10 protein-coding genes are annotated in these 12,506 nt (G+C 71.6%); 2 read left to right on the top strand and 8 right to left on the bottom strand.

Going from position 1 to position 12,506, the window contains the following annotated elements; genetic code table 11:
- Window positions 1–36: 36 nt before the first annotated feature.
- On the top strand, window positions 37–2,187 hold the full coding sequence (locus tag PV396_RS25370) for an MMPL family transporter (RefSeq protein WP_319208258.1): 2,151 nt from the start codon (window positions 37–39) through the stop codon (window positions 2,185–2,187).
- On the opposite strand, the gene PV396_RS25365 is transcribed toward PV396_RS25370, so the two are convergent.
- Window positions 2,168–3,586 (bottom strand): RsmB/NOP family class I SAM-dependent RNA methyltransferase, encoded by a 1,419-nt coding sequence (locus PV396_RS25365; RefSeq protein WP_319208256.1) that lies wholly within the window; start codon window positions 3,584–3,586, stop codon window positions 2,168–2,170. The genes PV396_RS25370 and PV396_RS25365 overlap by 20 nt on opposite strands.
- Before the next feature lie 110 nt (window positions 3,587–3,696).
- Entirely contained in the window at window positions 3,697–4,629 is a 933-nt protein-coding gene (gene fmt, locus PV396_RS25360; protein ID WP_319208254.1) for a methionyl-tRNA formyltransferase, read from the bottom strand.
- Between the two features lie 215 nt (window positions 4,630–4,844).
- Here fmt and PV396_RS25355 point away from each other — a divergent pair, with 215 nt between their 5' ends.
- Window positions 4,845–5,396 carry a hypothetical protein gene (locus tag PV396_RS25355; protein ID WP_319208252.1) on the top strand — a complete coding sequence of 184 codons (552 nt, stop codon included), beginning with the start codon at window positions 4,845–4,847 and terminating at the stop codon, window positions 5,394–5,396.
- A gap of 467 nt (window positions 5,397–5,863) precedes the next feature.
- On the opposite strand, the gene PV396_RS25350 is transcribed toward PV396_RS25355, so the two are convergent.
- The 6 genes from PV396_RS25350 to PV396_RS25325 all read right to left on the bottom strand — a co-directional run bounded on the left by PV396_RS25350 (window position 5,864) and on the right by PV396_RS25325 (window position 12,357).
- Window positions 5,864–8,035 (bottom strand): primosomal protein N', encoded by a 2,172-nt coding sequence (locus tag PV396_RS25350; protein ID WP_319208249.1) that lies wholly within the window; start codon window positions 8,033–8,035, stop codon window positions 5,864–5,866.
- A gap of 264 nt (window positions 8,036–8,299) precedes the next feature.
- Window positions 8,300–9,508: a methionine adenosyltransferase gene (gene metK, locus PV396_RS25345; RefSeq protein ID WP_319208248.1), complete on the bottom strand. Its 1,209-nt coding sequence runs from the start codon at window positions 9,506–9,508 to the stop codon at window positions 8,300–8,302.
- A gap of 250 nt (window positions 9,509–9,758) precedes the next feature.
- Window positions 9,759–10,961, bottom strand: coding sequence for a bifunctional phosphopantothenoylcysteine decarboxylase/phosphopantothenate--cysteine ligase CoaBC (gene coaBC, locus PV396_RS25340; protein WP_319208246.1), 1,203 nt, complete (start codon window positions 10,959–10,961; stop codon window positions 9,759–9,761).
- Between the two features lie 132 nt (window positions 10,962–11,093).
- Complete coding sequence (gene rpoZ / locus PV396_RS25335; RefSeq protein WP_003982715.1) at window positions 11,094–11,366, bottom strand: DNA-directed RNA polymerase subunit omega; 273 nt, start codon at window positions 11,364–11,366, stop codon at window positions 11,094–11,096.
- A gap of 37 nt (window positions 11,367–11,403) precedes the next feature.
- Window positions 11,404–11,997, bottom strand: a complete 594-nt coding sequence (gene gmk, locus PV396_RS25330) for a guanylate kinase (protein ID WP_319208244.1) — start codon at window positions 11,995–11,997, stop codon at window positions 11,404–11,406.
- 36 nt (window positions 11,998–12,033) lie between these two features.
- A complete protein-coding gene (locus tag PV396_RS25325) occupies window positions 12,034–12,357 on the bottom strand; it encodes an integration host factor (protein WP_003977346.1) in 324 nt (107 codons plus the stop codon).
- Window positions 12,358–12,506 lie beyond the last annotated feature (149 nt).

Raw genomic sequence — 12,506 nt, 5'->3', positions numbered from 1 at the left:
TCCCCGCGCCCCTTGCCAGGACCACTCGAGGTTGGTATGAGCGGGAACCGTGGGATTGCCTATCTCGTTTGTGGGCGGCGTGCCAAGTGGCTGGTGTTGGTGTTGTGGCTGGTGGTGCTTTTCTTGACTGCGCCCTTTGCGCAGAAGCTCACCGATGCCCAGGACAATGACGCGGCCTCGTGGCTGCCTGGGTCTGCGGAGTCCACTCAGGTTCTCCATCTGTCCGAGGACTTCAGGCCCGAGCAGATTCCCGCGATCGTGGTCTACGCGCGTGAGGGCGGGCTCACCGCGGCGGACCGGGGGCGGATCAGTGAGGACGCGGCGCAGCTCAGGAAGTTGCGGGACCATGGCATCCGGGGTGCGGAGACCCGGGGGCCGGTGTACGACCGTGCCGCCGATCCGCGGGCCGCGCAGATCTTCGTACCCATCACGATGGACGAGAAGGGCTGGGAGCGGATCGCGCCCGCCGTCGACTCCATCCGGGCCGCCGCCGCTACCGGTGCGGCGGGGCTGACCGTGCACATCACGGGTCCCGGGGGTACGTCGGCGGACTTCTCGGAGGCCTTCAACGGCATCGACTCGACACTTCTGCTCGCCGCGATGGGCGTGGTCGTCGTCATGCTGCTGCTCACCTATCGCAGCCCCACCCTGCTGGTGGTGCCCCTGCTGGGTGTCGTCGTGGCCCTCTTCACCGCTCAGGCGCTGATCTACTTCCTCGCCGAACACGCGGGCCTGACGGTGAACGGACAGAGTGCCGGCATTCTCACCGTACTGGTGTTCGGAGCGGGGACGGACTACGCCCTGCTGCTGGTCGCCCGCTATCGGGAGGAGCTGCGCCGGCACGAGGACCGCCACGAGGCGATGGCCTTGGCGCTGCACCGCGCCGGCCCCGCCGTCATCGCGTCCGGCGCGACGGTCGTCCTCAGCATGCTGGTCCTGCTGGCCGCCGAGATGAACTCGACGAGCGGCCTCGGCCCGGTTGCGGCGATCGGGGTGGCGGTGGCCCTGCTGGCCATGATGACGCTCTTCCCCGCCCTGCTGGTGATCTGCGGCCGCTGGATCTTCTGGCCGGTGATCCCGCACAACGGCTCGCCCGACCCGACCGAGCGCGGCCTGTGGGCCCGGATGGGCCGGCGTATCTCCGTCCGCCCGCGCATGATCTGGGGCGTCACGGCGGCAGCCCTGATCGCGTGCTCCTTCGGCCTGATGCAGCTGCGCGCCGAGGGGCTGAGCAACGCCGACGCCTTCACCGACAGACCGGACTCGATCGTCGGCCAGGAGGTGTCCGCGCGGTACTTCCCGGCGGGCAGCGGCGATCCGCTCGTCGTCATCAGCGACCAGGCACAGGCCCAGGAGGTCCGACGGGCGGTGGCCGGAACGCGCGGTGTGGTGCCGACCTCCCTCAGCCTGCCGCCGGGCACGAAACCCTCCTTCGAGGACAAGGTGCTGTTCGAGGCCACGATGACGGCCCCCGCGGACAGCGAGGCCGCGAAACAGACCGTGGAGCGGGTCAGGGACGCCGTGCACGCGGTGCCGGACGCGGACGCCCAGGTGGGCGGCGGTACGGCGGCGCTGCTGGACATGGACAGAGCGACGACGCACGACAACCTGCTGATCATCCCGCTGGTCCTGGCAGTGGTCCTGCTGATCCTGTGCGCCCTGCTCCGGGCACTGATCGCCCCGCTGCTGCTGATCGGCACGGTGGTGCTGTCCTTCGCGGCGGCCCTGGGCATCAGCGCCCTCGCGTTCCGCCACCTGTTCGACTACGCGGGTGAGTCGACGGACTTCCCGCTGTTCGTCTTCGTCTTCCTGGTGGCGCTGGGCATCGACTACAACATCTTCCTGACCACGCGTATCCGCGAGGAGGCGGCCCGCCAGGGCACCCGCAAGGGTGTGGTGACGGGCTTGTCGACGACCGGCTCGGTCATCACCTCGGCGGGCCTGGTCCTGGCCGGCACGTTCGCGGCCCTGGGCACGCTGCCCATGGTGGCGTTCGCGGAGATCGGCTTCGCGGTGGCCCTGGGCGTGATCCTGGACACCCTGGTGGTCCGGTCCGTGCTGGTCCCGGCCCTGTTCCTGGACGTGGGTCCGAAGGTCTGGTGGCCGCATCGCCTCGCCCGGGAGGACGGCGGGAGAACGGCCCCGGAGCCGGACGCCGCCTCGAAGATCAACCGGTCCGTCGGATGAGGGCCAGATACATGGCGTCGGTCCCGTGCAGATGCGGCCACAGCTGCACGTCGGGCCCGTCGCCGAGATCGGTGACGCCCTCCAGCAGCGGCCGCGCGTCGACGAGTTCGGTGTCCGGGTGCTGCTTGAGCAGATCGCCGACGACGGCCCTGGTCTCCGCGAGGTGCGGCGAGCAGGTGGCGTAGCCGACGATCCCGCCGACGCGGACCGACTCCAGCGCGGTGGCCAGCAGCGCGCGCTGGAGCGGCGCGAAGCCGTCCAGGTCCTCGGGGCGTCGCCGCCAGCGCGCCTCGGGCCGCCTGCGCAGGGCGCCGAGTCCGGTGCACGGCACGTCCATCAGCACCCGGTCGAAACTGCCGGCCCGCCACGGCGGCCGGGTCCCGTCCCCGACGACGACCTGGTACGGCCCCGGGTTGCCGTCCAGCGCCTTGGCGACCAGCCCGGCCCGGTGCGGCTGCTTCTCGGAAGCGAGCAGCACGGCCCCGCGTTCGGCGGCCAGGGCGGCGAGCAGCGCGGCCTTGCCGCCGGGCCCGGCGCACCCGTCGAGCCAGGCCTTGTCGGGCCCGTCGATCGGAGCATTGGCCAGGGCGAGGGCGACGAGCTGGCTGCCCTCGTCCTGCACACCCGCACGCCCGTCCCGTACGGCGTCGATGGCCCCGGGTTCCCCGCCCTCGGCGAGCCGGACGGCGTACGGCGACCAGCGCCCCGGTACGGCCGCCTCCTCACGGAGCAGCTCGTCGGTGGTGGACCGTCCGGGCCGGGCGACCAGGGTGACCTCGGGCCGCTCGTTGTCGGCGGCGAGCAGTTCCTCGATACCCGCGCGGCCACCACCCAAGGAATCCCACAGCGCGGAGACGACCCACCGGGGGTGCGAGTGCACGACGGCGAGGTGGTCCTCGGGGTCCTCGTCGTAGGGCGGCGCGACCCGCTCGATCCAGCCGTCGAGATCGTGCTGGGCGACCTTGCGCAGCACGGCGTTCACGAACTTGGCCCGCCCGTCGCCGAGCACGACCCGGGCCAGCTCGACCGAGGCGGACACGGCGGCGTGCGTGGGAATCCGCGTCCCGAGCAGCTGGTGCACCCCGAGGCTCAGGACATCCAGCACCGGCGGATCGACCTCGCGCAACGGCCGGTCGACACACTCACCGATGACCGCGTCGTACGTCCCCTGCCTGCGCAGCGTCCCGTACACCAGCTCGGTCGCGAGAGCCGCGTCCCGCCCGTCGAAGTCGCCCTTGGCGCGGGCCGCCCGGAGCAGCGGCGGCAGCACCAGGTTGGCGTACGCGTCCCGCTCGTCCACGGCTCGCAGCGCCTCGAAGGCGAGGATGCGGACGGGGTCCTTCTGGGGCCGACGGTAGGGCTTGCCGGGCTTCTGGGGCCGACGGGGCTGCTCGCTCACGAAAAAGGTGCTCCGGATATGGGAAAAGGGGTGCGGTTTCCAGCGTACGTCGTGACAGTCCGGCCCGGACCTCGCGGTGCCGCTGCGATGCGGACCGCGAGAACGGCGGCTCAGGCGCCGAGAACCTCGCCGTCGGCGATCCGCACGCCCCGTGCCCAGTCGGCGGCACGCATCGGCTTCTTCCCCTGTGCCTGCACCCACAGCAGCTCGACGGCGTACGAACCGGTGCCGACGTACACGTTGTTCTTGCCGACGGAGAGCACGCCGGGGGCGAGATCCGTGCGGTCGGGCACGGGTGCGACGTGGATGAGCTTGAGCCGCTCGCCCCGGAACACCGTCCAGGCGCCGGGCGCGGGAGTGCACCCGCGCACGATCCGGTCGGCCCTCAGGGCGGGCACGGACCAGTCGACGTGGGCGTCCTCGACGGTGATCTTCGGCGCGAGGGTGACACCTTCGGCGGGCTGCGGTACGGCCTTCAGGGTGCCGTCCTCGATGCCGTCCATGGTCGCGGCCAGCAGCCCGGAGCCGGCGAAGGCGAGGCGGGTCAGCAGGTCGCCGCTGGTGTCGGTGGGCCGGACCGTCTCGGTCACCGTGCCGTAGACGGGGCCCGAGTCGAGGCCCTCCTCGATGAGGAAGGTCGAGGCCCCGGTGATCTCGTCGCCGGCCATGACGGAGTGCTGCACGGGTGCGGCGCCACGCCAGGCGGGCAGCAGCGAGAAGTGCAGGTTGACCCAGCCGTGGACGGGGATGTCGAGGGCGACGCGGGGCAGCAGGGCCCCGTACGCGACCACGGGACAGCAGTCGGGCCCGATCTCCCGGAGCCGCGCGAGGAACTCCTCGTCCCTGGGCCTCGCGGGCTTCAGCACCTCGATCCCGGCCTCCTCGGCCCGTTGGGCCACGGGACTGGCGACCAGCCTGCGTCCCCGGCCGGCAGGCGCGTCGGGCCGTGTGACGACGGCGACCACTTCATGCCGTGCCGACCCGATCAGGGCATCCAGAGCGGGAACGGCGACCTCAGGGGTACCAGCGAAGACAAGCCTCATGGGTGGGCGTGGGCCTCTCGGACGGGATTCTGCGGGCAGCGCACCAGTCTATGACCGCACTCCAGGGGGCGTACGCACATGCCCCTACGCCCCCGCACCGTGACCACACACGCAAAAACGCGTTGGTCAAGAAAGAGTTGACCACAAGGGTTGACCAGATGGGCCGCACATCGCGCGGCCCGATCCTTTTCAACGCCGGTTCGAGAGGCTTGTTCATGGCCGACCACGCAACCCACGACGCCCAGGCTCGGGCCAGCCTGCACTTGCTGGTGCGGGACATCGAGCGGGTCCGCCGGCAGGTGGACGCACTGCGCACGCTCACCGCCCAGTTGGGCAACGTCTACCGCCCGCGCCGCTCCGGCCCCTCCACGGGCTTCGTCGTCTACGGCCGGGCGCCCGCACCGACCGTCCGCCTCGCACAGGAACTGCGGGACAGCGTCGAAACGCTGGTCACGGCCGCCGTGGACTTCGACCGCTCGCTCGGTTTCTCGTGGGACGCGGTGGGCTCCGCCCTCGGGGTCACCAAGCAGGCCGTGCACCGCCGTTACGGGGCCCGTCGCGCCGCCGCCCAGGCCGCGGCCGACGCCGAGCGCGCCACGGAGACGGCGACCACCCGCACGATCGGCGTGGGCACGGTCAGCGGCGTCGGCACCGCCATGCCCACGGTCCCCGCGGCCCGCTCCATGCCGACTCAGCCGACGGCAGGCAGCCCGACCCTCCGCGAAGAAGTGAGACCCACGGCTTTCCCCGGCCCCCGCAACGGCTGACCCACCCCCAAGCCAACACCCACCCCACCCCTCTGCCCTCCCGGCCCCCACCGGGAGGGCAGAGCCATGCGGGGCCCCGGCTGCCGCCGAGGGAGGACGTCCACCTCTGTCCCGTCACCCCCGAGGCCCAGTACGCCGCCCGCACCTCTGTTCAGTCCCGGCCCAGTACGCCGCCCGCACCTCTGCTCAGTCCCGGCCCAGCAGCCGTGCCCTCGCCCGTCCTGGCACCCCTGCCCTCGCCCGTCCTGGCACCCGTGCCCTCGCCCGTCCTGGCCCGGGCCAGTCCCCGTCGGGTGCGACGGGAAACCCCGCCGGGCTCGCCCAACCCCCGACCCACCACAGGCCCCGGGCCAGCCCCACCCGCCCACCAGCCGCCCGAAGCCCGCCCCCCTCCTCATGCAAGAACCCAGCCGCCCGCCCGTCCCCCACCCCCGCCCAGCACCGAACCCCACTCGGCACACCCACTCTCACCCGATGTCAGGCGGATCGATCCGCACCCACACGGGCTCCTCACCACCACGCCCCGCCCGGGCCATCCGTGCGGCCTGCGCCGACTTCAGCGCGGTGGCGAGTGCGGCGCCGCCTCCCGGGGGCACCCTGATCAGCGCCCGTTCCCACTGCTCACCGGGCGGCGGCGCCCCCGTCCGCCGGGGGCGGCCCGGCGTCGTGACCGGCAGCGGCACCGGCCCCAGCACCTCGGCGTCGCCCGGTAGTTCGGCCGCAGCGAGGAACCCGGCGACAGCCGTCGCGGGTCCGGCCACGGACGCCATCCTGGACACTGGCGGAAACCCCAGCTCGGCACGCTCCGCCAGCTCCCGAACGGCGTGCCCGACGGGGTCCCACCGCACCAGCGCCTGCACCGGCCGCAAGGTGGGCTCGGCGACCACGACGACCGTCCCCCGTGACGCACCCTGTCCGCGGACGAGCGCCGCGGCCGCCATCCACCGGCGCAGCGCGTCCTCCCCGGCCCGCAGGTCGGGACGCCCGAGCATGGCCCAGCCGTCGAGCAGCAGGGCGGCCGCGTAGCCGCCCTCGGCGACGGGCTCGGCACCGGGCGTGCTCACGACGAGCGCGGGCGTCCCCGGCACCGTGTCCAGCACATGCTCGCGGCCGGACGTCCGCACCGGCACGGCCGGAAACGCCCGCCCCAGCTCCTCGGCGGTCCGCCGCGCACCCACGACCTGCGCCCGCAGCCGGAACCCGCCGCACTCCGGACAGTGCCAGCCGGTCTCCTCCCGCCCGCACCACGCGCACCACGGCGCCCCGGCGTCCCGCGCCTCCATCGGCCCGGCGCAGTGCCGGCACCGAGCGGGTTCCCGGCATCGGGCGCAGGCCAGCCTCGGTACGTATCCCCGCCGGGGCACCTGCACCAGTACCGGCCCCTGCTTCAGCCCGTCGCGCACCGCCTGCCAGGCGAGGCTCGGCAGTCGTGCGGCCCGGGCGGCCTCGTCCCGGGCGAGATCCCCATCCCCTACGGTCCGTACGAGCGGCGCGGCGGCCCGCACCTGTTCCCGGCCGGCGACCAGCGGCCGGGCCCACCCGCTCTCGACGAGCTGCGCGGCCTCCACCGTGCAGCTCCAACTCCCCAGCAGAAACGCGCACTTGTCCTGCGCGGCACGCAGCAACAGCACCTCACGGGCATGCGGCTGCGGGGCGTGCTGCTCGCTGTGGCTGTCGTCCCCGTCGTCCCAGAGGGCGACGAGCCCCAGGTCCCGGACGGGCGCGAACATGGCGGCCCGGGTCCCGATCACGGCCCGTACGGCCCCCCGTCGTACGGCGAGCCACTCCCGGTACCTTTTCTCCGGACCGGCGTCGGCGGTGAGCACGGCGTGCCGCCCCGCCCCGAGAAGGGCGGTCAGGGCGGCGTCGACCCGCGCCACGGCACGTCCGTCCGGCAGGACGACGAGCGCTCCGCGCCCCGAGGCGAGCGTCGCGCCGACGGCCCGTGCCAGTTCGTCGCTCCACTCCGGCCCGGGCAGGGCGTTCCACACCGCGCGCGGCGCACTCCCGGAAGCGAGCGCCTCAAGAAACGCGCCCCCCTGCTCGTACCGCGTCCAGGACCCCGCATCCGGCGCCCCGGCCACGGGCAGGGCTGCCGGGGAGGCCGCTTTCTCGGCGCGGGCGTTGCGCGGCGGTACGGCCAGTTGCAGCACATCGGCGAGGCTTCCCGCGTACCGGTCGGCAACCGCCCGGGCCAGCGAGAGCAGTTCCTCACTCAGTACGACCTCGGGTGACACGACCTGGGCCAGCGCGGCCAGCGGCCCGGAGTAGTCGGATTCGGCGAGCCGCGCGACAAGGAACCCGTCGATGAGCCCGCCGCCCTCACGGCGCCCGTCCCGCACCCGGTGCCGCCCGGCCCCGAACCTGACCCGCACCCGCACCCCGGGCTGTGCGTCGGCGTCCAGTTCCTCGGGCACGGCATAGTCGAAGTACCGGTCGAGGTGCAGTACACCCTTGTCGACCAGTACACGTGCGACGGGCAGTCGCCCGGCGAGTGCGGCCCCCCGCCAGGTCCGGGGCTTGGCCCTCGGCGCCTTGGCCTGCCGCACACTCTCCCGGATCAGCGCAAGCTGCTCGGGCGGCGCCGTCCCGTCGGCCCCTCGGGCCCCGCCGCTCCCCTGCCCGTTCTCGCTGCTCACGCCTGCATTCTTACCAAACGCCACTGACAACGGGCGGCGCCCTCACTCCCGAGATCAAGTCGGCAGCGGCACGAGTTTCCAGATTCACCGCACGCCCGAAGGACGCACTCCACCGAAGTAACCGCGGCCAGCGCACCGGGAGAAGACCACCACAGTAGGAACCCGCGGCGCCGCACCGCCAGCCATTTCCGACATGCCGAAGCCCGGCACCCCCGTCAGGGCACCGGGCTTCGAAGGAACCGAGCGGTCGGTCCGCGGCGGGCCTTACAGACCCACCGCCGCGCGCAGCGCGTCCACGCGGTCCGTGCGCTCCCATGTGAAGTCGGGCAGCTCGCGGCCGAAGTGGCCGTACGCCGCCGTCTGGGCGTAGATCGGGCGGAGCAGGTCGAGGTCGCGGATGATCGCGGCCGGGCGGAGGTCGAAGACCGTGGTGATCGCGGCCTCGATCTTCTCGGCGTCGACCTTGGCCGTACCGAAGGTCTCCACGAACAGGCCCACCGGCTCGGCCTTACCGATCGCGTACGCGACCTGGACCTCGCAGCGCGCGGCAAGACCTGCGGCCACGACGTTCTTGGCGACCCAGCGCATCGCGTACGCCGCGGAACGGTCGACCTTGGACGGGTCCTTGCCCGAGAAGGCGCCGCCACCGTGGCGGGCCATGCCGCCGTACGTGTCGATGATGATCTTGCGGCCGGTCAGGCCCGCGTCACCCATCGGGCCGCCGATCTCGAAGCGGCCGGTGGGGTTGACCAGCAGGCGGTAGCCCTCGGTCTCCAGCTTGATGCCGTCGTCCAGGAGCGCCTTCAGCTCGGCCTCCACCACGAACTCGCGGATGTCGGGAGCGAGGAGGGAGTCCAGGTCGATGTCGCTCGCGTGCTGCGAGGAGACGACGACCGTGTCCAGCCGGACCGGCTTGTCACCGTCGTACTCGATGGTGACCTGGGTCTTGCCGTCGGGACGCAGGTACGGGATCGTCCCGTTCTTGCGGACCTCGGACAGACGGCGCGAGAGACGGTGCGCGAGGTGGATCGGGAGCGGCATCAGCTCCGGGGTCTCGTCCGTCGCGTAGCCGAACATCAGGCCCTGGTCGCCGGCGCCCTGCTTGTCGAGCTCGTCCTCGTCGCCCTCGACCCGCTGCTCGTACGCCGTGTCCACGCCCTGCGCGATGTCCGGCGACTGCGAACCGATCGACACCGACACGCCGCACGAGGCGCCGTCGAAGCCCTTCTTCGAGGAGTCGTAGCCGATCTCCAGGATCTTGTCGCGCACCAGCTGCGGGATGGGCGCGTAGGCCTTGGTGGTGACCTCGCCGGCCACATGGACCAGGCCGGTGGTGATCAGCGTCTCGACGGCGACTCGGGACGTGGGGTCTTCGCGCAGAAGCGCGTCGAGAATGGTGTCGCTGATCTGGTCAGCGATCTTGTCGGGGTGACCTTCGGTCACGGACTCCGAGGTGAAAAGGCGACGGGACACAACGCTCCCTGTGGTTGCAGCGGCTGCTGGCTGATCATTGGCGGACGGCTCGGGAGCTGCGCCCGGTGTCGTCCGTGGACAGTTTATCGGTCGCGCTCGTTCATCGGCCCCTCCGTCTCGCCTCTCGGATCCACCGTGACCTGCGGCACGGGCATTCTGCCCAATCACGAGGCGTGTGCGCCAGGGGCCGGTCACCCCGAAGGCACGAGGTGGGAGGGGTGTCAGAAATCTCTCGGGGCGAATGAACCATTCAGTCGAACCGGTCGGCAACCAGGTCCCACACGATCTCGGCCAGCGCCTCCTTGGGCCCGTACGGCACCGGGGTCTCGCTGCCGTCGGCGCCCAGCACGACGGCCTCGTTCTCCTCGGAACCGAAGGTCCTGCGCTCCCCCACCTCGTTGACGACCAGCAGGTCGCACCCCTTGCGCCGCAACTTCGTACGGCCGTTGGCGAGGACGTCGTCCGTCTCGGCGGCGAAGCCGACGACCACCTGGCCCGCTCGGGCGCGGTCGGCCGAAATCTCCGCGAGAATGTCCGGATTCCGGACCAGGACGACGGGTTCGGGGTCCGCTCCGTCCTTCTTCTTGATCTTTCCGGCCGCGTAGGCCGCCGGGCGGAAGTCCGCGACCGCCGCGGCCATCACCACGGCGTCGGCGTCCGGAGCCGCCTTCAGTACGGCCTCCCGCAGCTGGACGGCCGTCCCCACCGGCACGACGTCCACTCCCGCGGGGTCCGGCAGACCGGTGTTCGCGGCGATCAGGGTGACCCGGGCGCCTCGCGCGGCGGCCGTCCGGGCGAGCGCGTATCCCTGCTTGCCGGAGGAGCGGTTGCCGAGGAAGCGGACCGGGTCGAGGGGTTCACGGGTGCCGCCGGCGCTGACGACGACGTGCCGGCCGGCCAGGTCGGGCGCCGTCACACCCCGGGCGAGCACCCGGCGGCAGACCTCGAAGATCTCGGCCGGGTCGGGCAGGCGCCCCTTGCCGGTGTCGACGCCGGTGAGGCGTCCGACGGCCGGTTCGATGACGAGAGCGCCACGGCGGCGCAGTGTCGCCACGTTCTCCTGGGTGGCCGGGTGCTCCCACATCTCCGTATGCATGGCGGGGGCGAAGACGACGGGACACCGGGCGGTGAGGAGGGTGTTGGTGAGCAGGTCGTCGGCCAGGCCGTGGGCGGCTTTCGCGAGCATGTCGGCCGTCGCGGGGGCCACGACGACCAGGTCCGCCTGCTGGCCGATGCGGACGTGCGGGACCTCCTGGACGTCGTCCCAGACCTCCGTGGAGACGGGGTGGCCGGAGAGCGCCGACCAGGTCGCGGCGCCGACGAAGTGCAGCGCCGAGGCAGTGGGGACCACGCGGACGTCATGGCCCGACTCCGTCAGTCTCCGCAGCAGCTCGCAGGCCTTGTACGCGGCGATGCCGCCACTGACCCCCAGTACGACCTTCGGCTTGCCCACCGGGCCTCCCCTGACTCGATACGCGACTCGACATCTGACTCGGCACCTGACTCGGTACTCGTCCATGACACACCACAGGCCCGACAGTCGGGCTGTCGGGCCTGTGGATAAGTGCACCAAAAGTTGAAAATACTACTGCGCGGGGCCCTCGACGGCCTCGGACGTCAGCAGACCCGCGTTGATCTCGCGCAGCGCGATCGAGAGCGGCTTCTCGTGGACGTGGGTGTCGACGAGCGGACCGACGTACTCGAGGAGGCCCTCGCCGAGCTGCGAGTAGTACGCGTTGATCTGGCGGGCACGCTTGGCCGCGTAGATCACCAGGCTGTACTTCGAGTCGGTGGCCTCGAGAAGCTCGTCGATCGGAGGGTTGATGATGCCCTCGGGCGCGGTGATGGAAGAGGACACGCTCTGCCTTCCGAAAGGTGGGATGGGATCGAAACGATCACACAACTTCCATCAAGGCTAGCAGCTCGCGCGCCACGTCCTCGACGGAGGTGTTGACCAGGGTCTCGTCGAACTCGGGCTCGGCGGCCAGTTCGACCTTGGCCGCCTCCAGGCGGCGTTCGATCACCTCGGGCGGTTCGGTGCCCCGCCCGGTCAGTCTGCGCACCAGCTCCTCCCAGGAGGGAGGAGCCAGGAACACCAGCAGCGCGTCCGACATGGACTCACGGACCTGCCGGGCACCCTGGAGGTCGATCTCCAGGAGGACCGGCTCGCCGGACTCCAGTCGCTCCAGCACTGCCGCACGCGGCGTGCCGTAGCGGTTGCCGGCGAACTCGGCCCATTCGAGGAGCTCGCCGTTGGCGATCAGCTTGTCCATCTCCTCGTCTGTGACGAAGAAGTAGTGGACGCCGTGCTGTTCACCGGGGCGCGGCTTACGGGTCGTCGCCGACACCGAGAGCCAGACCTCGGGATGTTCCTTGCGCATATGGACGACGACCGTGCTCTTGCCGACGCCCGAAGGGCCGGAGAGCACGGTCAGCCGCGGACGTACGTCCGGGGGCTCGGGGGTCGTCCCCCGGAATGTTGCAGCCATACGGCGATTATTCCAGGAATCCCGGGGTGCCAGGACTCAGGAGCCGGTGCTGCCGAACTCGCGCTCCAGGGAGGCGATCTGGTTGGAGCCGAGGCCACGCACCCGGCGGCTCTCGGAGATACCGAGTCGCTCCATGATCTGCTTGGCGCGGACCTTGCCCACGCCCGGAAGCGATTCGAGCAGGGCGGAGACCTTCATCTTGCCGATGACGTCGTTCTCCTGGCCCTGCTTGATGACCTCGTGAAGGGAGGCGCCGGAGTGCTTGAGTCGATTCTTGACCTCGGCCCGCTCCCGGCGAGCCGCGGCGGCCTTTTCGAGCGCGGCTGCGCGCTGTTCAGGGGTAAGGGGCGGAAGAGCCACGCCTACGTCACCTCGGATGTCGAACTGTCGGATACGGACCGGTGAGGAAGCCAGTAACCCCTCACCTGGTGAGCTACGAACAACGTGCTCGCTCGTTGACTCTCGTCGGAGACTAGCGGCCAAGTCCGCCAGAGTCAGCGAGAACAGCG

Origin of the sequence: Streptomyces sp. ME02-8801-2C (assembly GCF_033793965.1) — a bacterium.
Taxonomy (GTDB): Bacteria; Actinomycetota; Actinomycetes; order Streptomycetales; family Streptomycetaceae; genus Streptomyces.
This window is presented reverse-complemented; position numbering and strand designations above follow the sequence as displayed.